This is a genomic window from Mucilaginibacter aureus (assembly GCF_053514885.1).
Window position 1 is genome coordinate 1029917 of the sequence record NZ_CP170601.1, and the last position, 26146, is coordinate 1056062.

Sequence of the window (26146 nt, forward strand, 5' to 3'; positions counted from 1 at the left end):
TAAGAAAATCACATTTCTCAAGCACCCCAAGCCTTTTTTGACTAATTATCTAAAGCAATAGGTCAATTATTGAAAGTTATTTATGCCGGTTGCACATACTTTTGAGCATCAATTATAAACTCTGGCTGCCTACGCACAGACGATCCTTTTAAAAATTTGAGGTTTGATTTCATCAGGTCGCTTAATAGCTCTGTCAGGATTTTCTATCGTTAGCCGCTGGTAGTAGCATTTACCAATTAGTAAACCAAATTAATGCCGCCACTTAGGCGAGCAACCAATCAGTATAAACAATTAAATATGATTAAATTTTTACGACTAATCATTTTGGGGACCTTGTTGCTTGTTATAGCAACCGGTTGCAAAAAAAAGACGTTCGACGATTACTATGCTGCCCCCGGGAACATTGGTGACCCCATTTTTCAGACATTGCAAGAGCGGGGTAACTTTCAGCATTTAACAGCGATCATCACCAAGGCGGGCTACAAAGACATTTTAAGCACCACCGGCTGGTGGACCATGTTTGCACCAAACGATGCGGCTTTTGAAAAATACTACGCTGCAACCGGTTTAACCGATGCTACGGTAAGCGATTCGCTGGCCAAATCGATCGTAAAGTATTCGCTGGTGTTTAACGGCTACCGTCAGGATCAGCTTAGCATCTACCAAACCTCGGGCACCGCTGGCCTGGCCGGGCAGGCATTTAAACGCAAAACGGCATTCTACGATTGGGTGCAGCCCTTTTCGGATGGGATACATAAACGAATTATCGCCACCAACCGTAACAATGGCGTAAAAAGCGGCTCTACCTCGTATGTTTATGTAGATGGCGATAATAACAACAAGTATATCCCCTATTTTACTGATGCGTTTTTATCTACAGCAGGGTTAACTCAATCAGATTACACCGCTTTTTATCCCAATGCTACTTATACCGGTTTTAACGTAGCCGGAGCAAAAGTAATCACTAAAGATATTGTTGCCAGCAACGGTTATGTTAATGAAATTGACCAAGTTATTGTACCGCTTAAAAGCTTTGAGCAATACCTGGCCTCAAACTCCAATTACAGCGAGTTTAAAAAACTGCTCGATTCGTTAGCGCTTTTTAACCAGGATGCATACGTAACGCACGCGTTTTTTGTAGCCACCGGTTCAAACGACCAGGTTTATATCAGATCGTACGACGGCCGCCTGGCGTTTTCACCCAATAACGAAAACTATCAGGATCCGCTTGGCTCGGCATATATCGCCAACGCATCACAATCCAACGGTTGGTCGATGGTGGTGCCAAATAATGCCGCGATGATAGTATATCGAAAAAAGATATTAGCCAAGCTTGGCGGTTCTTTCTTTAAAACAGCACAGCCATCGGTAATCATCGATTTTATCAATTCGACGATGTGGCCCTCAAGCTTATGGCCAAGTCAATTTAAAAGCGGTGCAAACTTCGAGCTTGAAGGGACAACCATGGCAAACTCTGATATCACTGATAAGCAAATATTAAGTAATGGCATATTTTACGGGGTAAACAAATCGCAGGAAGCAAACGTGTTCCGCACCATTTACGGTATCCCATACCTGGATCCAAAAACTAATATGACTTATCAGGCAGAAGCTTATTTGCCAACCGGTATCAAAGCTCAGATCACACAGCCAGGTGTTAAAAACACCTATTTCATCATGTCCGACTCGGTTATGGCGCTTAACGGATGGCGGTATAATGATGCAAGTGCAGGGACCAGCACCACTGCATGGGGTTATAAGGCCACAACATCAACAAGTTATTCGCATAGCCTGGTTTACCGGGATATTGCCTTGCGCATGTTCGAGACCGGCGTATTGCCAGGTATCGATCTGGCCAGCCTGAGCGGTAGCGGTATTATCGAAACCATTAACCACGAATACATCAAATACAACAATAATCGCATTCAAACCAGCGGCACTGTCGATTCGGGCACCGATTTGAAAGTGCTTGCAACAGATGCCTCGGCTGTAAATGGCACCGTGTATTATGTGGACGGGCTGCTATCTTTCACCAATAATAACGTAGGGCAGCATTTACAGAATTTGGCGACATTATATCCGGCAAGCTATTCGTCGTTCTATACTATCCTGTCCACCTCTAATATCTATAATGCCAGTACCAAGGCAATCACCGGTATAGGTACCAGTGTTGATAACAACTACACCATCTTTGTACCTACAAACGCCGCAATATCCAATGCTATAAAGGCAGGTTTATTACCCGGCAACAAAACTACTGGTGCACTGCCAACTTCGGCGCCCACTGCCCAACTGGATATCGATAACGTAAGGAAATTTATACTGTATCACATCGTTAACGGCGCTTCCATTGTTCCGGATGGTAAAAAAGCAAACACTTTTATTACCATGCTTACCAGCGAATCAGGCGCGGCAACCTATGTTAATATTACCAATGCGCCGGGCAGTATGGTGGTTACCGATCATAAAGGTATCAATGCCAACGTAATTGTCAGCACAAGTAACAACCTGTCTAACCGCACGGTAATTCACTCGATTGATACTTACCTGAATTACAATTAACAAAAGCGAAAACTCCAATTTAAACCATTATATGAAATCACATTTATTTAAAAGCTTCTGTCTTTTAATTATGGCTTTGGGTATGTTTAGCATACGCTCGTTGGCACAGGCCACGCAGGGTATCACCATACGCGGGCAGGTAATTGACAAAAAAGACAGGCAAGCAATTATTGGGGCCTCGGTTATCGAGTTTGATAAAGATCACCGTACCGTTACGGGCGTAACTACCGATATTAACGGTAACTATGCTATCAGGATCTCAAATCCAAACAACCAGCTTTCAGTATCGTATATAGGCTATAAAACTTTTTTGTCGGGTTCAATCGGCGGCAGAGCTCAAATCAATGTACTGTTAGAAAGCAGTGAGAATAACCTGACCACCGTTAACATTGTAAGTAGCGGCCGCACAGTAAATACCGGTAGTGGCTTAAACATCGATATCCGTAACTCAACTCTGGCAACCGCTACGGTTAACGCCAAGGATCTGGAAGAGCTCCAGGTTTCATCGATCGACCAGGCGCTTGCCGGTCGTATGCCCGGTGTGGATTTTGGTTCAACCTCGGGCGACCCTGGAGCAGGTATGTCTATCCGTATCCGCGGAACCGCGTCGATAACCGGTAACGCAGAGCCGCTTATCGTACTCGACGGTATGCCGTATGAAACGCAAATACCTGCCGATTTCAACTTTGGTACTGCCGATGATCAGCAATTCGGTCAACTATTAAACCTTGCCCCGTCCGATATCAAGGATATCACTGTGTTAAAAGATGCAGCAGCTACAGCAGTTTGGGGTTCAAGGGCAGCAAACGGTGTTTTAATTATTAATACCAAAAGGGGGCAAATGGGCAAGCCTGTTGTTACCTATAACTTCAGGGGAACGGCTAATAAACAACCAAAATCGATCCCGATGCTAAATGGTGATCAGTATGCGACACTTATACCGGAGGAGTTTATGAACGCAACCGGTGTACCATTAGACTTTTTAGGCAACAATGGCCAAAACAAAGCATTTCAGCACGATCCGTTGGATGCTTACTACTATTACAACTATAGCAATAATACCGATTGGATAGGTTTAATAACCAAAGTAGCCTACACGCAGGATCATAACATATCCATGAGCGGTGGTGGCGAAAAGGCCAAATACTATGCCTCGGTAGGCTATCTTAATCAGGGTGGTACTACCCTGGGGACAGATTTGAACCGTATTACGGCTAAAATCAATCTCGATTATGTGGTATCGAACAAATTACGTTTCCGTACCGATTTAACGTACACTCACATCAACAACAGCCTTAATTACGATGGCTCGTTACGTTCAGTAGCTTATGCTAAAATGCCAAACATGGCTCCCTACTCTTTTGATGAATACGGTAATGCAACATCCTCGTATTTCTCGCCTGCATCAAACATACAGGGCAAATACCCGGATACTTATAACCCCCTGGCACTGGCCAGTACGGGTGTGAGCCACTTGTACGGTGAACGTATTACTCCGCATTTCACCTTGCAGTATGACATGTTACCATCCCTGTTGATGTCAACGGTCGACGTTCAGTTTGATGTAAATAACACCAAGTCTAAAACATTTTTGCCACAGGTAGCTACCGGCCTGCCAAGCACCGATAAAAATGTTAATGCTACTATCGATAATGATGGCGATTCGTACAACATACAATCAAAAATAAACTTTATTTATACGCCAAACCTGGGCGATAAGCACAACCTTCAGGCTTTGCTGTCGCTGCAAACCAACGAAACTAATACGGCTTCGTATAACTCATCAACTGCAAACACCGCTTCATCGTTCCTGCAAGACCCCACTAACGCGTCCGAGTTTACCCCTTCACTTAATTCAGTTCAGGGTTTATCGCGTAGCGTAGGTGTATTATTACAGGGGCAGTATTCCTTCCTCGATCGTTATATCATCAGCGTTAACGGTCGGGTTGACGGCAACTCAAAATTTGGCCCTAACAATCGTTACGGTTTTTTCCCTGGTGTTGCTTCACGCTGGCGGATCTCTGGCGAGCCTTTCATGAAAAACTTTAAGTTTTTAAGCGAGCTGAGTTTAAGACTGAGCTACGGTGCCTCGGGCGACGCACCTGATGCAAGTTACTACGGTACGTATTCGCCATTCAGCGCTACCTATAACGGTGTAGCGGCTGTTGCACCATCAAATATTCAACTTTCATCGTTAAAGTGGCAAACGCTCATCGGCAAAAACCTGGGTTTAAACCTTGGCCTGTTTAATAACCGGATTATAGCGGATGCTGAGTTTTACCGCAACACCACAAAAGACCTCTTCTACAAAGGCCTGGCCATACCAACCACCAACGGTTTCCAATCGGTTGATATGAACATCGGCACACTGGATAATAATGGCTGGGAGGTTAGTTTAAATACTATTCCTTTTAAATCAAGGAGGTTGATCGTGGGTTTCGACTTCAATATCGCGCGTAACGTAAACGCTATCACCTCGGTATCTCCTGATTTCCCAACCGAAAGTTCGGTAGGTGTGCCGGGTTTGGGTAAATACAAATCATACCTCATTATCGGTAACCCATTTGGTTCGTACTACGGCTTTAAGTATAAAGGTGTTTATAAGGATAAAACCTCGACCATCGCAACCGACGAGAACGGCAACCAGATCATCGGCCCGAACGGACAAGTGGTTTATATGCGCTACAATTATCCGCAGGTTGATTATGCCTTCCAGCCTGGCGACGCCAGGTACGAGGATATCAACCACGACGGTAATATCGACTATCGCGATATGGTTTACCTGGGTAACGGCATCCCTAAGTTTGTGGGTGGTTTTGGCCCCACAGTTACCATAGACGGTAACCTTACCCTGAAAGCCTATTTCAACTTCCGCTGGGGATATGATATTATCAACGGCGCCAAAATTACCACCACCCGGATGTACGGTGTAGACAACCAAAGCACAGCCGTTTTAAGAAGATGGCGTAACCCGGGCGACGTAACCGATATACCACGAGCGCTATACGGAGCCGGTTACAACTGGTTAGGTTCAGACCGCTATGTTGAAGACGCATCATTTATTAGGCTGGCATCAGTTACGGCGCGGTATAATATGCCAAAACTCTTATTACAAAAGCTGGGACTGCATATGGCCAGCATTTATGTTACCGGTCAAAACCTGACCACCTGGACCAATTATACCGGTCAAAACCCCGACGTAGCTATAGAGGGTTCGGTAAATCCATTTTCATACCCGGTTGATAGCGCTTTAACACCGCCGTCAATTCAGTATACCGTAGGTGTTTCAGTTGGATTTTAACCATTAGCAAGCGAGTAAAATGATCAATAAAATTAAATATAAGTTTTTGTTACTGGTAGTTGTATTCAGCACCGGTATAACCTCTTCCTGTAAAAAATACCTTGACACCAAGCCCCAGGACGGTTTAGTGCAGCAGGACTATTGGAAAACTAAAGAACAGCTCAGCGCCGCTGTTGCGGGGTGCTATGTGTCCCTTATCGTTCCTACCCAAATAACCCCAACAAAAAAGGGCATCCCATTGGCCCAATACTTGTTTTCGTGGGGCGAATTGCGTGCTGATATGGTACAAAGTACAAACGATCCCGCCGCTTCAGGCCTGTCAACATCCGGCCTAAATACCCTTCAGCGCGATGAGCTGGATATGATGCACGATGATTTGGTATCAACAAACAGCCTTGCTAATTGGGAAGCTGTTTATCGTACCATTAATTTTTGCAACAACGTTATTAAATACGGGCCAACGGTTATTAACAACGATAACACCTTAACCCAAACCGCATTAAATGCCTCACTGGCAGAGGCTCGTACACTTAGGGCGCTGATGTATTTTTATCTGCTGCGCACATTTGGAGAAGTGCCCTTAAAGCTCGACCCGACAGTAACTGATACAGATATCAGTGCGATAGCCAAAAGCAGCCAGCAGGATGTATACAATCAAATCATCAGCGACCTGCAATTTGGCGTGCAAAACGCGGTACCTTCTTACGGCAATATACCCGACGATAAGGGCCGCATTACCAAATATACTGCAGCCACTATTTTGGCTGACGCCTACCTGTGGGGCGAAGATTATCAGAATTGTATCAATGCCTGTGATATGGTGATACAATCGAATATGTACCAGTTACTGCCGGCAGGTATTCTACCCTACGATTTTCTGAACAGAGTTTACTCGAACGGCAATTCGGTAGAGGGTATATTTGAGTTCCAGTACAACCTGCAGGCGCTTAATCCATTTTACGATATGTTCACAAACACGGGGCACGACTTTATGGCTGCAGATTGGATAGTTGCCGGCAATCTGTACGGAATAGACGTGGTTGATGCCGCGAATAAAGATATCCGCGGCCCGGGTATAGCCTATCTCGAGTCGAACGGCGCTATCTTTAAATATTCGGCCAGCGTAACCGCAAGCACTACTTATACGCACTGGTTTGTGTACCGCTACTCGGATGTATTGTTGATGAAAGCCGAAGCGCTGGCGTGGGTTAAGCCCGGAGATGTGGGTAACGGCACCCAGGCAATTAACCTGGTTCACCAGGTACGTACCGCGCGCCATGCCCTTCCTATCGTCAACAGCGTAAGCATCACCGATCCCGATCCCACTTCGCCCCTGGCGGTATCTACTTATGTATTTAATGAGCGTGCCCGCGAGTTCCCTTTCGAAGGTAAAAGGTGGTATGATATACTACGCAACGCCAAACGAAATAACTATGCTAACCAAAATATATTGCTGGATATCGTAGCATCAAGCGCTTTGCCGGCCAAACAGCAAACAGTGATCAATAAATACCGGGATCACCGTAGCCATTACCTTCCAATTTTCGCAACCGAATTACAGACCAACAAACGGCTGGTTCAAAACTCATTTTACCAATAAAAACCAAAGATCATGGAAAGAAATTTTAAAAAACCAATCACCTACGTTCTGTTGATGAGCGTATTATTGATCTGCGTGTGGGGATGTGTGAAACAAACGATCCAACATACAACCTCAGATACGGTAAACATTACGCAGTATTTTGACAATAACCCCGATCAGTTTTCTGAGCTTAGCAAGATACTTGCCAAGGCGGGAACAGCCTCGTACTTAAAAGCTTATGGCTCGTACACCTTTTTCGCGCCTACCAACGCCGCTATCAAGCAATATCTTAAAGATATGGGTAAAAGCAGTGTTGATGATATAAGCGCCAGCGATTGGAAGGATTTTGTACGGTTTCACTTATTGCAGGATTCTATCCCAACATCACGTTTTACCGATGGAAAGCTGCCAAATCTTACGATGTATGGTCAATACCTGATCACCCAGTCTGTTAATATTGCCGGGATAACCAAAATATGGGTAAACAGGCAGGCATACGTTATTATGCCAAATATCGCTGTAGGTAACGGCCTCATCCATATTATAGATCATGTACTGACACCGGCACGTTTAACACTTGCCCAAACCATCGAGGCAAACCCTAAGTACAGCATCTTTACACAGATATTAAAAGCTACTACGTTATACGATACACTCAATATCGTCCCGGCAAATAATCCCGACAGCACCAAACGCTGGCTAACAGTAATTGCCCAAACCGATTCGGTGTATAAAGTAGCCGGGTTCAGCAACTATGCATCAGTGTTAACAAAGTACTCAAATACAGGTAACCCGAAGTTGCCGACAGATAGTTTGCACCTGTATATGGATAACCACATTATCTATGGCGCCAAATACCTGGCAGATATTATCCTGGATGCCGCGCAGCGTACACTCGCTCCGTCGCAGGTATTAACCACAAAACTATCGGGCCAAACCGTGCTGATTAACGACGATACCTTTAACGGCACTTACGAGCCCGGCTTCATCCTTAACCGGCCTTACAGCGATGTATCTGCGAATAATGGTGTGGTACATGATGCATCTCAAAATTTTGTTATCAAGGTACGATATCCTTACGCCGTGTTTTTTGATGTATGTGCTGTTCCGGATATCATGAAAAACACTGCAGTTTATAAAAAGGCTACTTATATCTACACTACAGATGCTGATATGCAAAATGTAGCCGATATCAAATTTTCGGGCGCCATTAGCTCTAATACAGCCAATACTCCGCAATATATATACGGTACCGGCCAGGGCACCAGCAAAACATCCTACAATGTGGATGTTTTCAAATGTCCACTTAGTGCCCCGGGAGGCAGCTATCCAAACTGGGTAGAGTTCCGTACACCGCTATTGGTACGCGGCCAGTACAAGATTTGGGTAGGCTACTTCCAGCAACAGCAGTCAACCAGTAACGGCGGTACCCAATGTGAGGTTGCGGCAAGTATTGGCCTTGACGGCACTACCAATCGCGATGCTCTGTTGAATGCACGGACACTAAACTTCATCACCAAGCGCCCTGGTTTAACCAAAACGGTTAATGGCGTATCCGTTACCGATGTGGATGCCGAGGAAGCCATCGGCTTTAAAAGCTATATGGCCAGTACCGCAGGCGCTCAGGTGGCCCGGTTAATGGGTGTGGTAAATATTACCACTACCGGCAGGTATTGGTTCAGGCTAACCGCATTAAACGGATCGCAAACCACCAATAATATTGATATGATCCAATTTATACCGGCCAGCGCCAACCAGCAGATCCCTAAGTTCAATCCCGACGGATCAATAGTACCATAACAATCAAAGATCTATCACCAACTAACAATAACGGATACGAATTATCAAAAAATGACCAAACATAAAATAACCTATACCATAGGCGCGGCAGTATTGCTGGCCGTTGTTCTGTTCTCGGCTTGTAAAAAGGGCTGGGAAAACCGCGACGCCATAACAGAAACCGCGCTCAATAAAACTTTGGCCCAGCAAATCAGCGAATCGTCCGATCTGAGCCAGTTTAACAGCTGTTTAGTAAAAACAGGCTACGACAAGGTGCTGGCATCGTCAAACTCATTCACCGTTTGGGCGCCAACCGATAATGCCATGAAGAATATCGATCAGTCGATCCTGACGGATACGGCTAAGCTTAAAAAATTTGTGCAGAACCACATTTCGCACCAGGCTTACTTTGTGCGCATGCCGCAACCTTCCTTAAAGATCAGGACGCTGAGCGGCAAGAACATCGCGTTTACTGCGACTACTTTTGATGATGCCAACATTGTTAAGGCCGATATTTATGTAAACAACGGCGTACTACATACCATCGATGCGGCATCGGCGCCTAAACTCAATGCCTACGAGTACCTGTTAAGCTCGGTAGCAAGCAAACAAAAAGCATTTATCCAAAGTCTGTTTCATACCGAAACCGACACATCCAAAGGCGTGGTTCTTTACGTTGATCCTTTAACCCGCAGAAACGTTTATCAACCGGGCACTACCTTCCCGGTGACCAAAAACACCTACTTCCAAAGGGTTTCTGATATCAGCAGCGAAGACAGCCTGGTTACCTACATTATTTTGAACGATCAGGCTTATGATGCCGAAAAGGCCAAGATCGGTAAATACTATAATGTAACCACATCGGCTACAAAAACAGATACCGTTACACAATTTGCAGTTGTTAAAGACCTGGTGGTTAATCACGTATACGATATCAACCATTTGCCCGATTCGATGCTTTCGGTTAACGGTGTGAGGATACACCTGGATAAAAGCGCCATTGTTTCCACCCAGCAATTGAGCAACGGGGTGGCTTACGTGGTAAATAGCATAAGCTATACCTTGTTCCAGAACAAGATACCTAACATTATTATCCAGGGCGAGGCTCCTGACTCGTTGCGTGTACCATCAACTATCTCTATCAAAAACAAGTTGAGCCCTACCGGCGTGAAGTTTACTGATATACAAACCACAAGTATAACCTCAAGCCCTGATCCGCTTTACTACTATCGCTACAGGCCTATAGTAAACTCAGCGAAATACCAGGTTTACTGGCGCGCCATAAATGATATTTTAACCGTGCCATTTAACATGAAGGTGGATTTCAGCCTCACATCGCATTATCCTAGAGCAGCCGAAACCCCACTGGCAACAGTAGGTTACAATTCAACGGGCATATTAAACTATAATGAAGTTTATCTGGGTACTTATACATCTACCAATTATGGTTCGCTGTATACTTTCCTGGTATCGGCCACGGGGGTAACAAGTACAGCTCCATCGGCGCTATCGCTCGATTATATCAAATTGGTTCCAGTTAATTAACGCTCTATTTATAAATAAAAATTTATGCAATTTTTTACAAAACCGGTAAAAACACTTCTTATACAAAGTGTTTTGGTTGTTGTTGCAGCTGGGGCCTTATATGCCCAAAAAGCTGAACCAACTGCCAAAACCGATACAAAAAATACCGCAGTTCAAAAGATACCTGTAAGTGGTACAATCACTGATGCGGCTACGGGCAAACCGCTACCGGGTATCAATATATCAGTAGTTGGATTTTCTGCTGCCCTGGCCGACGATAAAGGCGCGTTTAAAATAGATGTCCCGAACAAAAATGCGGTACTCATTATTTCGGGCCCGGGCTATCAACGTAAAGAGATAGCCGTGATGGGGCGATCAAATATAACTGTTGCTTTGTTCGAAGAATCGTACAACTCGGCTTACGGCCTGGTTACCCTGCCTTACGGTTTGAAATCAAAAAATACCGTGCCATATGCTGTAACATCCATCAATACCCAAGGCAGTTGGGACCGCCCGACAGAAACACCTGACACCTATCTGCAGGGACGTGTTGCCGGCCTCGATGCGGTAAAACGCTCGGGTACCCCGGACATCGGTTCAGATATCTTTATCCGCGGCTACAATTCATTATATGCCAATAACCAACCGCTGATTGTTGTAGATGGGATGATATATGATGTGGCCAATTATGGAACCTCGATGATCAGCGGCCATGTAAACAACAAATTCGCCTACATCGATATTAAGGATATCGACAATATTACGGTAATAAAAGATGGTGCAGCCATGTATGGCACACGCGGCTCAAACGGCGTTATACTGATCACCACCGGCCGTGCCAAAGACGTTGCCACCCGCCTGGATTTTTCAGCTTATGGCGGATACAACTCCAATATCAAACAGTTACCGGTAATGAATGCTGCTGATTACAGGGTTTACCTGGCAGATATATTGAAAACTGCTCCAGGGATGACTGACGCCACCATACAGTCTCAACCTTATTTTAATGATAACCCCAATCCCGATTATTATACCTATCACCAAAACACTAATTGGCAAAACCTGGTAACCAATAGCGGCTACAGCCAAAATTATTATTTAAGGGTATCAGGTGGTGATAATATTGCCACGTACGCCCTATCCATGGGTTATTTAAAAACCAATGGTTTAACAAACAATACCGATTTAACCCGTTACGAAACCCGCTTTAACGCCAATCTTAACTTATCCACCAAACTAATCGGTAAGATTAACGTTGCTTTTACCCGTAGCCAGCAAGACCTTCGCGATCAGGGCCAGGCCTACAACACCAATCCATTGTACCTGGCTTTAGTAAAATCGCCGTTCCTGTCGCCTTATGAGGTTTCTTCAAGCGGTGCTTACTCGCCAAATCTTGCTAACGCAGATATATTTGCAATAAGTAATCCGTTAGCTGCTGCAAGCACAAAAATGCAGGATATAAACCGCAGTTACCGCTTTTCAGGGTCGGCCTCGTTTGATTACCTGCTCAGTAAAAAATTCACGCTATCGAGCTTACTGGGCTTAACGTTCGACAAGGTGCGCGAGAATATTTTTATCCCCGCCAATGGCATAGCACCGCAAACGTTCAACAACTTTATTGCAGCCGATGAGTCGGAAGCGAACGTACAGCGTTTTACGTCGATATACAACGACACCCATTTATCTTACAAAACAAAGTTCAGCCAATCGCAACAGTTTGCGGCAAATCTGGGTTTCAGGTTCGCAAACAATAGCAGCGAATCTGATAACGGAGTTGGTTATAACACAGCCAGCGATAGTTTTGTAACACTTGGCGGTACTGTTAACTCAACCCGTAACATTGCCGGCGCACTCGGCAAATGGAACTGGCTGAACACCTATTTAAATGCCGACTATTCCGCATTCGATAAATATTTTCTATCATTCAACATGGCGTTTGACGGCTCGTCGCGCTTTGGTACAGAAATACCAGGCTCGCCTGGCATTAACGGATTTAAATTTGCGGCCCTACCATCGTTATCGGCAGCATGGCTCATTTCTTCAGAGAAGTTTATGGCCAATTGCAAGTTTATCGAATCTCTTAAGCTAAGAGCAAGCTATGGATTTGTAGGTAACGATGACATAGGCAATTACACAGCTAAGACCTATTATGTTTCGCAGAATTTTGTTAATCGCGAGGGCATTGTACGTGGAAACATCGGCGACCCGGGTTTAAAATGGGAAACAACATCAAAACTAAATTTAGGTATCGATGCATCTGTACTTAACGAACGCCTTACCTTCAGTTTGGATGCTTATCATAACCAAACTTTCGACATGCTGATCATGCAACCAGCCATCACGGCATCGGGCTTCAACTATACAGTAAGTAATAGCGGCACAATGCGTAATGACGGCGTTGAGCTGGCAATCAACGGCCGTTTAATCAGCAAAGCTGCATTTAAATGGGATATGGGTATTAATATCGCAGCCAACCGTAATAAAGTGCTTAACTTACCATCGGGCAACTTTACTACAAGCTATGGCGGCGCTACCATTCTTACGGCCGCAGGCATGCCTGTCAATCTATTTTACGGTTATAAAACCAATGGTATTTTCAGGTCAGACGCTGATGCTGCCGCTTCGGGATTGACCTATAAAGACAATAAAGGAAATGCCATAAGCCCGAAAGGCGGCGATGTGAAATTTGCCGACCTGAATAACGACAAGGTTATCGACAGCAAGGATATGCAGGTTATTGGTAATCCCAACCCTAACTTTATAGGCGCTTACACCAATACATTCACCTATAAAAGGTGGACACTGAATACCATGTTCACTTTTAGCTTGGGTAACCAAATTTATAATAGCACCCGGGCCTCGCTCGAATCGTTTACCGGCGCACAAAACCAAACACAAATTGCTGTTAACCGCTGGCGCAATAATGGCCAGCAAACCGATGTGCCGCGTGCAGCCTGGGGCGATCCGGCCGGCAATTCGCGTTTTTCTGATCGTTGGATAGAGGATGGCTCATATCTACGCCTTAAAAATGTCTCTTTAAGCTATAATATTCCTGTAAAAGGCAGCTTGTTCAGGTCGGCAACGGCGTATGCAACCGGTACCAATATGTTTGTATTCACCCATTACTTAGGCTACGATCCGGAATTTAGCTCGGCCAGCACACCATTTGCGCGTGGCGTTGATACAGGGTTGGAGCCACAATTCAGATCGGTTCAATTAGGGATACGTATAGGCCTGTAAATAATTAGTTTTTTACCAATATCAAGATCAAGTTATGAACAAAAAAATATATGGTTTTACAAAGAGGTCATTATTGCTGATGCTATGCGTGGGTAGTATGATTTCCTGCAAAAAAACCTTTGACATCCAACCCGAAGACGCTTTGCAGCAAAACCAGATGTACCAGAGTATTTATGATGCCGATGGCGTTATTTTGGGTATCTACGGCCAATTTGTTGGTCTGGCCGACAAATACGTATTGATAAACGAATTACGTGGAGACCTTTTGGACGTTACCCAAAATTCGGATGTATACTTAAAACAATTGAGTACACACACTGTAACCCCCGATAACCCTTATGCAGACCCAAGGCCATTTTACAAGGTGATCAACAACTGTAACGATGCGCTGGCCAACTTTACGGTAATGCGCCAGAAAAAACTACTTACCGATGCTGATTACTACCAGCGATATGCCGATATCGGTATCCTGCGCTGCTGGTTGTACCTGCAACTGGGTATACATTATGGTAACGTTCCTTACGTTACCGACCCGATTGCCAATATTAACGATCTGGCCGATGCTTCAAAATTTCCACGTTTAACCTTCGATCAGTTACTTGATAAACTGATCGCGTTTACCGAAGCATTGCCCAAACAATACCTTGATCAAAATACATCAGCGGCCTGCCCTAACCTGATCATGGCAACCAGCACTTATCCTATCCGGGATGGTGTGTCTAAATTTTTCATTCATCGTCGCAGCTTTTTGGGTGATTTGAACTTATGGAAAGGCAACTATCTTATCGCGGCCAGTTACTATAAAGACGCTATGGAAACAGCCACCACCAACGTATCATCAGCCGATTTCAGCATCAGCTTGTACGATACTTACAGGGTTGGCAATGATAACAGCGGCCGCAACACGTTGTTAACTACCGGAACTATAGATCCATGGCAAAACATATTTTCAAATCCGATAGGCGAGTCTGAAACTGCATTTGAAAGAATGTGGGTGCTGCCGCTCGATCAAAACTACGCTGTAAACCCATTCATCAACCTGTTTTCGGCTTCGGCGGGCTATTTGGTAAAACCGTCGGCGCTTTCAATAGCAAACTGGGATAACCAGATACGTGCTGATGGCAGTATCGGCGACCGCCGCGGGCCATACGCCTCATACCGGATAAATAATAGCCAGCCCGAAGTCTTAAAATATGTAGCTAATTACAGCTTGTTCAGCCCGCTTACTACAAAAACAGGTATGTGGATACTGTACAGGGCGGCAACGCTTCACCTTCGCTATGCCGAGGCGGCCAACCTGATGGGCCGCAACCAACTTGCCGGCGCGCTTCTTAATCAAGGTTTGTATACTGACTTGCCGACTAAGGTATCCACCTACAATGGTGTTCCAGATTCCTATCCGTTTAACTTCGATGCCTCTAAAGGCGCGGTAAACGGTAACTGGTATCGTAACATCGGTATCCGTGGCAGAGCCGTTGACCAGAGCGTAACGTTCGACCAAACCAACCTGACAACCGATACCGAAAATAAAATCATTAACGAAGACGCACTCGAAACCGCTTACGAAGGTTACCGCTGGGCCGATTTACTGCGCATAGCTTTAAGGCGCCAAACAACCGACCCTAACTACCTTGCCAACAAGATCGGCGCCAAATTCGACGCAGCCGGAAACAGCGCCGATGCAGCCGCCGTTAGGGCACGCCTGGCCGATAAAGCAAACTGGTATCTGCCGTTTAAATGGCAATAATTATTTAAATACTATTAAAAAACAATGATGATCTACCGTAGAATATATATTACTGCTTGTTTCAGTTTATTTGCTCTGTTTACTTATGCCCAGCAACTTGCCTTCCCAGGCGCCGAAGGTTTTGGCAGGTTTGCCACGGGTGGCCGCGGGGGCCAGATCTACCACGTTACCAACCTGGATGATTCCGGCGCTGGTTCTTTTCGCGACGCGGTGAGTGTGCCTGGTCGCACAGTGGTTTTTGATGTCGCCGGCGTTATCAATATCAAAAGTAAAATCGCCGCAAAACCACGCATAACCGTAGCCGGCCAAACTGCTCCGGGCGATGGCATTGTGATCTATGGCACAGGTGTTGGCTTTGCCGATAGCAGTATCATCCGGTATGTACGCTTCAGGGGCAGTATCAATATGGCCCGTGGCGCCTGTACGGTTACTGCGGATAACTCTAAAGATGTGATATTTGACCACGTATCTGTTGAATGGGGGCGCTGGGATGATTTTCATATCAAAGGCACATCAAACATTACCTTACAATATTGCCTCATAGGCGAGCCGATAGATCCGCAACGGTTTGGTGCACTGTTTGAGGATCCGCACAATGTTACGGTACACCACTGTTTATGGATAGACAATCACAGTCGTAACCCAAAGGCAAAAGCGGGTATCGAATACATCAACAATGTGGTGTATAACTGGGGCGTAAACGGCCTTGTTGGCGGGCACTCTGGCGCTAATCATTACCAGGATGTAATCGGTAACTATTTTATCGCCGGCCCTAACTCAGGCCACGCCTTTTTAGGAATGTTCACCACTACCGATCATGTTTATCATCGCGGCAACTATGTAGATATGAATAAAGATGGCATTTTGAACGGAAGGCTCGTTAGTGATACCGATTTTGTAAGCAAACGCGTAAAACCCGCCATCATTGTCGATTCAAACTCGTTAAAAGGCGCAACCTTACAACGTAAACCAAATTTTAAATTGGATGTAACAGTTGATGAGGCTGCAGTTGCTTATCAAAAGGTACTGGCTGGAGCAGGCGCCTCGTTGCATAGAGATGATGTAGATAACCGTATCATCGGTTATCTACATTCGTTAGGCAAGGAAGGTAAAATATTCAAAACGGAGGCAGAGGCCGGTGGCCAGGGCAATATCGAACCAGCAACGGCATTACGCGACACTGACGGGGATGGGATACCAGATACGTGGGAAACCGCCCATGGCCTTGACCTTAAAAATGCCAAAGATGCTAATTTGATGTCTGGAAAATCAGGTTATACCAACCTTGAGAATTATTTGAACAGCCTTGTGCCCGCAAATTAGCCAGCTATAGCACCATAGATCATCTATTTTAGACAAAGTCCTTTCTTCATAATGGTTAGTTATATTTACCCCTTTAGCGGCAGCCCTGCCGCAAAGGGGATTTTTTTAACCCATCAAACAAAAAACGCAGCTCCTGTATACAGAAACTGCGTTTTACGTGGTCCCGACGAGAATCGAACTCATATCTAGAGTTTAGGAAACTCCTATTCTATCCGTTGAACTACGGGACCTTTTGTATTTCGAATTTCGGATGTTCAATTTCGGATTGAACTCTATACTTTCCGAACTGCAAATGTGCGAATTATTGATGAATGTGAAAAATTCATTTGCACATCTGCAAATCCGGGAATTAACGCACTACCGAACCGTTCGGCATCCAGTTGATCGGCGATACAAAGCTTAACTTGCCTTCGGCATTTTCGCTCATCAGTATCATCCCCTGCGAAAGGATACCTTTTATTTCGCGTGGCTCCAGGTTTACCAGTATGCTTACCTGCTGACCAATAATGCCTTCGGGCTCGTAATGCTCGGCTATGCCTGATACTACGGTACGCTGGTCGATCCCGGTATCGATAGTCAGTTTTAAGAGTTTTTTGGTCTTCGCTACTTTTTCAGCTGTCAGGATAGTACCTATGCGCACATCCATCGCAGCAAACTGATCGAAGCTGATGTTTTCCTTTGCAGGGACAACAACCTGTTCTGCCGGCTGTGCGGGGCCTTCAATGGCTTCTTTTTTGGCGATCAGTTTTTGTATCTGGCGCTCTATCAGGTCGTCTTCTATTTTTTCGAATAACAGTTCGGCAGCATTTAATTGGTGACCATTCGCGAAAACCATTTCTTCATCAAACGTAACAGTATCCTTAGACCAGTTAAGCATATGTAATATCTTCTTAGCTGTGCCTGGCAAAAATGGTTGCAGGCAGGTGGCTAAATGCCCAATCAGTAACAAGCAGTTGTGTAAAGCCAGCCTGGCATCTTCGGGGTTAGTTTTAATACTCTTCCAGGGTTCCTTTTCAGTAAGATAGCGGTTACCTAAACGGGCAACCTCCATCATGGTTTGTTGGGCCTGGCGGAATTTGTATCCCTCAAAACTGCGTTCTAACTCGTCGTATAACCTGCCTAATTCGCTGTTCAGGTTTTCATCCTGTAAAGTAATGGTAGCTGTTTCTGCTTCAACCTTACCATCGTAAAATTTGTGCATCAGTATCATCACCCGGTTCACAAAATTACCCAAAATAGCCACCAGCTCGTTATTAACGCTTGCCTGATAACCTTTCCAGGTAAACTCGCTGTCGCTGGTTTCAGGGGCTATCGCCGTCAGGTAATAACGCAGTTCATCAACCTTGTTGGGCAGGTCCGTCAGGTACTCATCCATCTCGATGCTCCAACCACGGCTGGTGCTCATTTTATCGCCTTCCAAATTCATAAACTCGTTGGCGGGTACATTATCGGGCACAATAAATTCGCCATGTGCATGCAGCATTACTGGGAATACAATGCAATGGAAAACAATGTTATCCTTACCGATAAAGTGCACCAGTTTGGTTTCTTTATCCTGCCAGTAGGTTTTCCAGTCCTTATTGTTATCAATTGCCCATTGTTTGGTTGCTGATATATAACCTATCGGCGCATCAAACCAAACGTAAAGCACTTTGCCATCAGCACCTTGCACGGGTACTTTAATCCCCCAATCCAAATCGCGGGTAACAGCACGCGGGTGCAGGCCGCCATCTATCCAGCTTTTGCACTGGCCGTATACGGTAGTGCGCCAATCGTCGGCGTGGCCCTTTAATATCCAATCTTTCAGCCAATCTTCATATTTATCCAAAGGTAAATACCAGTGTTTGGTTGGTTTTAAAACAGGTTTATTACCACTTAAAGTTGATCGTGGGTTGATCAGTTCCTCAGGGCTAAGTGATGTGCCGCATTTTTCGCATTGATCGCCGTAAGCGTTTTCGTTGCCGCAGTTAGGGCAGGTTCCTACAATATAACGGTCGGCTAAAAAAGCCTGAGCGTGTTCATCATAATACTGTTCCGATTCGCGCTCAACAAAAATTCCTTTATCATTCAGGTTGGTAAAAAAGTCCTGCGCGGTTTCGTGGTGAATAGGTTCGCTGGTACGGTGATAAATATCCGGCGAGATACCGATCTTTTCAAAACAATCTTTTATTAACGCATGGTATTTATCAATAATGGCGCGTGGTGTGGTATGCTCCTTCATAGCCTGGTTGGCAATGGCGGTACCATGTTCATCGCTACCGCACACAAATACTACATCGCGTTTTTGCAGGCGCAGGTAACGCGCGTACAAATCGGCGGGAATATATGCGCCGGCCAAATGGCCAATATGTTTGGGGCCGTTAGCGTAAGGCAGCGCGGCAGTAATGGTGTATCGTTTATAATTTTGCGTTTCCAAATTATTTTAACCGTATTTTTATAATTTGGCAAAGATAGCGATTTTGAATAGTCCGAAAGACCGGAAGAAAGAAAGTCCGAAAGATTTAAATCGGCAAAAATAATTTTCCGGATATTTCTTGCGGACTTACGGACTTTTCCGACTTTCGGACTAACAACAAAATAAATGAACCCACCCTACCTTAAAAAAGGCGACAAAATCGCCATTACCTGCCCTGCCAAAAAGCTACCCAAACCCATGACTGACGCCATTGAGCTACTACAGAGCTGGGGTTTAGAGGTTGTGATAGGCGAAACGTTAAACGCCCAATACCACCAGTTTGCAGGCGACGATGACTTGCGTGCCCGTGATATGCAGCGCTTTTTGGATGACGACAACATTAAAGCTATTATTGCTGCCCGCGGCGGATATGGCACTGTACGTATTATTGACAAGCTCAATTTTACCCGCTTTGCTCAAAACCCTAAATGGCTGGTAGGTTTTAGCGATATTACTGTTTTACATGCCCATATCTGGGCAAACTACGGTATACAAACCATTCATGGGCAAATGCCGGTTAATGTAACCGGGGCATCGGCAACCTCGTTGGAAACATTGCGTAAAAGCCTGTTTGGCGAAGATGTAAAATATGAAATTGATACTGACCAGTTAAACCGTGCAGGCGAAGCCCGCGGGATATTAATTGGCGGCAATTTGAGTTTACTGATCTCGGTTTTAGGTTCGGTATCCGATTATAGTTACGACGGGAAGATCTTATTTTTAGAGGATGTGGGTGAGTACCTTTACTCGATCGATAGGATGATGCGCGCGCTAAAACGTGCCGGCAAGCTCAAAAACCTGGCTGGCTTAATTGTTGGCGGTTTTACCGAAAGCAAGGATAACGATATACCATTTGGCCAAACTGCCGAACAAATTATTGCTGAAGTGGTTAAAGAATATAGCTACCCGGTGTGTTTTAATTTTCCGGCGGGGCACATTGCCGATAACCGGGCTTTGATGCTGGGCAGAACAATTAACTTAAAAGTTGAACAAGATAAAGTTTACACCAATTATATTTAAAATATGGCAATACTATCGCAATTAGGTAATTATCGCAATTTTGGCCTGCTTGTAATACGGGTAGGGTTGGGCGTGATGTTTGTTTTTCATGGTTATCCCAAATTGTTGGGCGGGCCCGAAAAATGGGCAGCAATAGGCTCGGCCACAAAATACGTGGGCATTCATTTTTTACCAACCATTTGGGGTTTTATGGCTGCCTGTACCGAAACCTTTGGAGGATTTTTATTGGTGTTGGGCCTAGCCTTCAGGCCGGTTTGCCTGTTTTTACTATGCAACATGATTGTAGCCACCTTTATGCATTTTGGTACCGGCGGCGGCTTAGAACAGGCCGCTCATGCTATTGAAGATGGTATTGTGTTTGCTGGTTTACTATTTGTTGGGCCGGGCAGATACAGTGTTGACGGGAAATAAACCAGCCTGCCAGGCGGCACAAGTAATTAAATACAAAGGCCTCCCGGTATTTCTCCTGGAGGCCTTTTCTATTGTTATTGTGTGTTTACTATTTATCCCACCATACTTTGTTATTATCGGTATCACCGCCGCCGTATGGCATAACAGCAATTGCCGCGTTATAGTTAGTTGGGTTGTAATTAACCTCGGTTGTTGGATATTGGAACCTTCTTGGAATAGTTTTAGATGGGTTAGTTGCATCCGGAGCAGGCGTTAAAGCCGGCATACCGGTTCTTCTCCACTCATCGTATGCATTTTGCTCGCTACCCCACAAAGCTACCCAATACTGCTCTTGAATCGTTTTTAACAAACTTCCTCCGTTGCCAGCAAGAGCCAAAACTACATAGCTAGCCGCATCAGGTGCTACATTCACTGCTCCGGCAGGTACGGCATTAGTTGCATTCCATTGGGCCCATGAGTCTGTTACACTTTTGGTTAAGTAAGTTGTTGGGTCATCCGCGGTATTATAAGTAATTGCACCCTCTGCTCTTAATAAATCAACATAAGCTGCAGTAAAAATATAAACAGAAGATGTAGCTGTTTTATAGGTACTTGAATAAGCCAAGCTGTAAGGTGCCTTGCTCGCGATAAAGATCTGCGCATTAGTCCTGTTCAATCCGTAAGGGAAACCGGCTATTTCTTTTGACGTAGCATTTGGTACTGCATATACAAATCTACGCGGATCTTTGTACGATATAAGTTTATCGGCAAATGGCTTACTGATAGCTACAACAGATGCAGTTGTTAAGTTATACATCGGGAAGTTAAAACTACCGCCCGGGTAAGATAATTTAACATTCATGGTATTGTCGGTTATTAAACCACCTGCATCGTTCAGTGCAGCCAAAAACTGTGCTTTACCTGTAGTTGGATCAACTTTAGATAAACGCATAGCTAAAGATAGGCGTAATGAATTAGCAAAACGTTTCCATTTAGTTAAATCACCGCCGTAAATAATATCACCAACAATCGGGTCACCAACGCCTATCTGGAAAGCTGCCGGAGCATCGGTAAGCTCTTTAAGCAAATCGGTGTAAATGGCTTGTTGTTTATCATAAGCAGGGTCAGCTTTCTTAATTAACGCCTGAGTATAAGGCACATCGCCATACTTATCTGTCAATATAGAAAAATAGTACGCTTTTAAGATACGGGCTATCTGAATTTGATTTATAGAGTTACCACCATCGGCCTTAACATTTGGCGAAGCCGAGTTTACCGATATGATATTGTACAAATCTTCTAAAATAACGGCATAAGTATTATCCCACGATAAACCAGTTGATGGATACAACTGGTTATCAGGGTACTGCACCTGGCTATAATGCTGGGTGTAGTATGGTGTTAAAAAGCCTGATATGGGCGTTGTAATTGTAGGGTTTGGTGCACCTACGGCATCTGAGCCCATATACGTTTCAACGTTAGTTAATAATGCCGACGTTTTAGGTACAGATGCAGCATTTGGATTGACGTTTACGTCGCCAAACTTACCGCAAGAGGATAGTCCTAAAGCTATTAGGGCTACCGCTGAATATCGAATTTTTATATTTTTAAACATGATATTTGTTTTTAAGCAATTAAACAATTAGAAACCAAGTTTTAGTGTTGCACCAATTGTTCTTGATGGTGGTAACTGACCACTTTCTCCGTAGTTTCCTGTCAATTCAGAAGGATCAAAGTTTTTATTCTGGGTATAGATCAACCATGGGTTTCTTACAAAGGCGCTTATTTGTAAGCCTTTAAGATACTTACCTACTGATCCGAATGACTTGGTGTCAAATCTATATCCAAGGTTTATTTCGCGTAATTTAACATAGCTCAAATCAAATATGCTTGTTTCGTTGATCTTGTTAAGGCCGTTATTATCGTAATAAACGGTAGCATCAACATACATATCAACCGGTTTGCCTGTTGCATCAACGCCTTTAACATGCACACCGCCACCATTGGCAACCGGATCGCGTGTTGGTTTACCACGATCGTTATTACCGGCTGTAAAGTCATACAAACCAGAGAAACCACCCCAGAAATTAGATAATGAGAAGTACTGGCCACCCTTTGAAAAATCAATAGTGAAGTTTAAACTTAAGTTTTTGTAAGTAAATGTATTGATCATACCACCGGTAAAGTCAGGTAGTACTGATCCTAATTTAACATTATCAACGTAAGCGAAGGTGCCATCACTGTTGATCACATTTTGACCATTGATCTTTTGGATACCACGACCGATGATCTGGCCATAGTTTGAACCTACTGAGCTCCAAACACCTGGTGCATAAGACGCCGTGCCTGCTGAGCTACTATAATCGCTGCCACCTAAGTAAAGGTTATCAACCCCAGGGATCAAGGCATCAACCCTTGATGTATTGTGAGCAAAGTTTAATGTAATGTTGTAATTAAAGTTTTTGTTTCGTACAACATACCCATCAAGTGTTGCCTCGATACCGTGGCGGTTAATTTTACCGGCATTACTTAAACGGGTAACAAAACCACTTGCCGAGCTAATATTGATAGGGATAATATCGTTAATGCGATCCTCATTGTAATAGGTTACGCTGATACCTAAACGATCGCTCAGGAAGCGGATATCGGCACCAAACTCAGTTGATTTTGACAACGCAGGTTTTAATCCCGTATCAACGTCCTGGTTAGGTGTTGTCATTGCTATATTGCTGTTATATTGATTTGCCAATACAGAATAGTATAACTGTGTTTGATATTGATCAACATCGCTACCTACTTCAGCCCACGACGCTCTAACTTTACCAAAGCTGATGAACGGTAATGTTTTTTCAACAAATTTGGTAAAAATGAACGAGCCGCCAATTGAAGGGTATAAATAACTGTTTGAACTTACAGGTAACGCAGAGCTCCAGTCGTTTCTAATGGTTGCATTTAAGATTACGATATCTTTCCAGTTAATAGCTGCGCTGCCGTACAATGAACGTACGATTTTTTGATAACGGGTAGCCGAGAAAGTAAACGGAGTTGTAACACTGTTTGTTAGTGTAAACAAATCCGGAACTACCAAGCCACCTTTAGTGCTGTTATCTATGCTGCTGTAATCGTTTCTGCGAATGTTACCACCGAAATTGGCATCAATGTTAATATCGCTGATTTTTTGGTTATATGAAGCCAGGAAGCTATAATTGTTTTCAACCTGACGTACATCATAAGTACGGTAGGTACCAACAACCGGGCGTGTGCCACCGCTTGGATTGTTAGCCAAAGGCGAGCTCATATCCTGAGTACTTAAACCAAAGATGCTTGGCAGTTTTGATTCGTAATGTGTGTTACGTTGGTTATGGCTAAAATTACCATTTACCTTAAAGTGCGAGCTAAATTTATAAGTTACACCGGCATTACCATATAACCTGTCCTGAATATTAATAGCAGAAGCTAAGCTTTGGTAAGTGAATGGATTTGTCCAGTAGTCAGAACCACCATAGAAAGCATCTTTATTGGGAACGCCCGACTCGTCATTTAAGTTCCAGCTTGGGATACGACCATAAGGAGTTCTTAAGCCTGACAATTCTTTTAAGATATTGATATCAAGATCACGGTGAAACCATTGTAAAAATGAACCGCTGGTTACGTTTCCGTAAGTATCAGAAAAATCGCCCTGATATTTTTGATTTACATAGTTAAAATTAATATCTGTGCTAAAGTGTTTGTCAAAATCAAAATGGGTGGTTGCCGAAAGATAATTTCTTTTTAAGTAGGTACTTGGCAATAAACCGGTAGTATTTTGATTGGTATAAGAAATACGCACATTGTAACCATCGCCGGCTTTGGCAAAAGCCAGGTTGTTTTGCGCATTTACACCTGTGCTATAAAAGTCTTTTACGTTGTTTGGCTGCGGGTTTAATGTAGCAGTTTTAAACGAATACTGACTTCCAGGGAACCACGCATACCATGGGATATACTCCTGACCAGACATTTTCGGACCCCAAGAGGCGTCATCAAAATATTGGTGGTATTGTTTACCATTTAATGCCTGCCATTCTACCGGGTCGCCAGCGGCCCAGGTATAGGTTTGAAATACCGGCGAGCCCGCTGAACCACCAGCGTACTCATTTTGGAAATGAGGCAGGTTAGCTACATTATCAGCCGACAAAGTTGAGGTTAATGTAAGATCAAAACGACCGGCTTTAGCTTTTTTGGTAGTAACAATAATTACACCATTGGCGCCACGCTGGCCATACAGAGCTGCAGCAGCCGGGCCTTTTAGTACCTGGATATCGTCAACATCATCCATATTGATAAAGTTGATGTCATCTATAGGTGTATTGTCAACTACGTACAGCGGGTCATTACTAAGGCTGCTCACCGAGTTACCACCGCGAATGCGGATGGCAGACTGTGAACCTAATTTAGCAGCCGATTGTGTTTTAACCTGTACGTTAGCAATTTTACCTGCCATAGCCGTATTGATGTCTGTTATACGGGTTGATGTCAGATCTGAGCCTTTAAGGCCTTGCTGAGAATAGTTAAGGTTATCAGCTTTGCTTTGAATACCTAATGCTGTATTAACAACAACCTCACCAAGTTGATGGCTTGATACTTCGAGGGTTGCATTAACAACCGAACCTGTGATCGGTTTTTCAATTGTGCCATAGCCAATAAAGCCGAACACCAGCACTTTACCACTTTCAGGAACATTAATAGAGAATTTTCCGTCAGCGCCTGTGATAACACCTAACGAGGTGCCTTTCACTTTAACACTAACACCGGGGATGGGGCCACCATCCTCTTTAGCGATAACCGTACCTGTTACTGTACGGCTCTGTGCAAATACCTGTGCTATACCAAGCCACAAGAAACACAAACTTACGAGTAGAAGTTTTTTCATTTCGTTAATAATAAGATCAGTTAATAGTTAATTAATTATAAAAGTAACGTTACGATTTTGAAATAGCAAGAAAAAACCAAAATGAATGTGCGATTATCACCAAAAATTAAAGACTTATAGGCTATAACCGCATGTAATAGGGCGACATTTTTTTCAAAAAAAACATACAAATGTTATAAAAAATATGATTTTGGCAACAAAATGATCAAAATTTACAAATCCAACTATCTATTTGTTGAATATTAACAAAAAATGATAAAAGTTATCAATTTGTCAATTTATTTAGTACTATGTATTGCATAATACAATCCAAA

General features: G+C 44.0%; 13 protein-coding genes and 1 tRNA gene. 10 read left to right on the forward strand and 4 right to left on the reverse strand.

Annotated elements, in window-relative coordinates; genetic code table 11:
• Window positions 1–297: 297 nt before the first annotated feature.
• From ACFGVR_RS04310 to ACFGVR_RS04345, 8 genes are read left to right on the forward strand one after another with little or no spacing between them, the layout of a single operon-like run.
• Entirely contained in the window at window positions 298–2562 is a 2265-nt protein-coding gene (locus tag ACFGVR_RS04310; protein WP_448701390.1) for a fasciclin domain-containing protein, read from the forward strand.
• Between the two features lie 31 nt (window positions 2563–2593).
• Complete coding sequence (locus tag ACFGVR_RS04315; RefSeq protein ID WP_448701391.1) at window positions 2594–5863, forward strand: SusC/RagA family TonB-linked outer membrane protein; 3270 nt, start codon at window positions 2594–2596, stop codon at window positions 5861–5863.
• A 19-nt stretch (window positions 5864–5882) separates the two neighbouring features.
• Window positions 5883–7463 carry a RagB/SusD family nutrient uptake outer membrane protein gene (locus tag ACFGVR_RS04320; RefSeq protein WP_448701392.1) on the forward strand — a complete coding sequence of 527 codons (1581 nt, stop codon included), beginning with the start codon at window positions 5883–5885 and terminating at the stop codon, window positions 7461–7463.
• 12 nt (window positions 7464–7475) lie between these two features.
• Complete coding sequence (locus ACFGVR_RS04325) at window positions 7476–9245, forward strand: fasciclin domain-containing protein (protein WP_448701393.1); 1770 nt, start codon at window positions 7476–7478, stop codon at window positions 9243–9245.
• A gap of 51 nt (window positions 9246–9296) precedes the next feature.
• A complete protein-coding gene (locus tag ACFGVR_RS04330) occupies window positions 9297–10769 on the forward strand; it encodes a fasciclin domain-containing protein (RefSeq protein ID WP_448701394.1) in 1473 nt (490 codons plus the stop codon).
• A gap of 24 nt (window positions 10770–10793) precedes the next feature.
• Entirely contained in the window at window positions 10794–13988 is a 3195-nt protein-coding gene (locus ACFGVR_RS04335; RefSeq protein WP_448701395.1) for a SusC/RagA family TonB-linked outer membrane protein, read from the forward strand.
• Between the two features lie 34 nt (window positions 13989–14022).
• Entirely contained in the window at window positions 14023–15735 is a 1713-nt protein-coding gene (locus tag ACFGVR_RS04340; protein ID WP_448701396.1) for a RagB/SusD family nutrient uptake outer membrane protein, read from the forward strand.
• Window positions 15736–15759: 24 nt separating this feature from the next.
• On the forward strand, window positions 15760–17058 hold the full coding sequence (locus tag ACFGVR_RS04345) for a pectate lyase family protein (RefSeq protein ID WP_448701397.1): 1299 nt from the start codon (window positions 15760–15762) through the stop codon (window positions 17056–17058).
• A gap of 158 nt (window positions 17059–17216) precedes the next feature.
• Here the strand turns inward: ACFGVR_RS04345 and ACFGVR_RS04350 are convergent.
• Window positions 17217–17288, reverse strand: a tRNA-Arg gene (locus ACFGVR_RS04350).
• 119 nt (window positions 17289–17407) lie between these two features.
• Window positions 17408–19474, reverse strand: a complete 2067-nt coding sequence (gene metG / locus ACFGVR_RS04355) for a methionine--tRNA ligase (protein ID WP_448701398.1) — start codon at window positions 19472–19474, stop codon at window positions 17408–17410.
• Between the two features lie 165 nt (window positions 19475–19639).
• On the opposite strand from metG, the gene ACFGVR_RS04360 reads away from it, so the two are divergent.
• Both ACFGVR_RS04360 and ACFGVR_RS04365 read left to right on the forward strand, forming a co-directional pair.
• Entirely contained in the window at window positions 19640–20533 is an 894-nt protein-coding gene (locus ACFGVR_RS04360; RefSeq protein ID WP_448701399.1) for a S66 peptidase family protein, read from the forward strand.
• 3 nt (window positions 20534–20536) lie between these two features.
• Window positions 20537–20944: a DoxX family protein gene (locus ACFGVR_RS04365; protein WP_448701401.1), complete on the forward strand. Its 408-nt coding sequence runs from the start codon at window positions 20537–20539 to the stop codon at window positions 20942–20944.
• A gap of 88 nt (window positions 20945–21032) precedes the next feature.
• Here ACFGVR_RS04365 and ACFGVR_RS04370 read toward each other — a convergent pair whose 3' ends face one another.
• Window positions 21033–22538, reverse strand: a complete 1506-nt coding sequence (locus ACFGVR_RS04370) for a SusD/RagB family nutrient-binding outer membrane lipoprotein (protein WP_448701402.1) — start codon at window positions 22536–22538, stop codon at window positions 21033–21035.
• Window positions 22539–22565: 27 nt separating this feature from the next.
• The gene (locus ACFGVR_RS04375; RefSeq protein ID WP_448701403.1) at window positions 22566–25832 is read right to left on the reverse strand and encodes a SusC/RagA family TonB-linked outer membrane protein; all 3267 of its coding nucleotides are present in this window, start codon (window positions 25830–25832) and stop codon (window positions 22566–22568) included.
• Between the last annotated feature and the right edge of the window lie 314 nt (window positions 25833–26146).

What these genes read in the sequence shown, in the direction of transcription:
- ACFGVR_RS04325 (WP_448701393.1), top strand. Translation starts at nt 7,476, where the DNA reads ATGGAAAGAAATTTTAAAAAACCAATCACCTACGTTCTGTTGATGAGC.
- ACFGVR_RS04330 (WP_448701394.1), top strand. Translation starts at nt 9,297, where the DNA reads ATGACCAAACATAAAATAACCTATACCATAGGCGCGGCAGTATTGCTG.
- ACFGVR_RS04310 (WP_448701390.1), top strand. Translation starts at nt 298, where the DNA reads ATGATTAAATTTTTACGACTAATCATTTTGGGGACCTTGTTGCTTGTT.
- ACFGVR_RS04375 (WP_448701403.1), bottom strand. Translation starts at nt 25,832, where the DNA reads ATGAAAAAACTTCTACTCGTAAGTTTGTGTTTCTTGTGGCTTGGTATA.
- ACFGVR_RS04335 (WP_448701395.1), top strand. Translation starts at nt 10,794, where the DNA reads ATGCAATTTTTTACAAAACCGGTAAAAACACTTCTTATACAAAGTGTT.
- ACFGVR_RS04320 (WP_448701392.1), top strand. Translation starts at nt 5,883, where the DNA reads ATGATCAATAAAATTAAATATAAGTTTTTGTTACTGGTAGTTGTATTC.
- ACFGVR_RS04370 (WP_448701402.1), bottom strand. Translation starts at nt 22,538, where the DNA reads ATGTTTAAAAATATAAAAATTCGATATTCAGCGGTAGCCCTAATAGCT.
- ACFGVR_RS04360 (WP_448701399.1), top strand. Translation starts at nt 19,640, where the DNA reads ATGAACCCACCCTACCTTAAAAAAGGCGACAAAATCGCCATTACCTGC.
- ACFGVR_RS04315 (WP_448701391.1), top strand. Translation starts at nt 2,594, where the DNA reads ATGAAATCACATTTATTTAAAAGCTTCTGTCTTTTAATTATGGCTTTG.
- ACFGVR_RS04340 (WP_448701396.1), top strand. Translation starts at nt 14,023, where the DNA reads ATGAACAAAAAAATATATGGTTTTACAAAGAGGTCATTATTGCTGATG.
- ACFGVR_RS04345 (WP_448701397.1), top strand. Translation starts at nt 15,760, where the DNA reads ATGATGATCTACCGTAGAATATATATTACTGCTTGTTTCAGTTTATTT.
- ACFGVR_RS04365 (WP_448701401.1), top strand. Translation starts at nt 20,537, where the DNA reads ATGGCAATACTATCGCAATTAGGTAATTATCGCAATTTTGGCCTGCTT.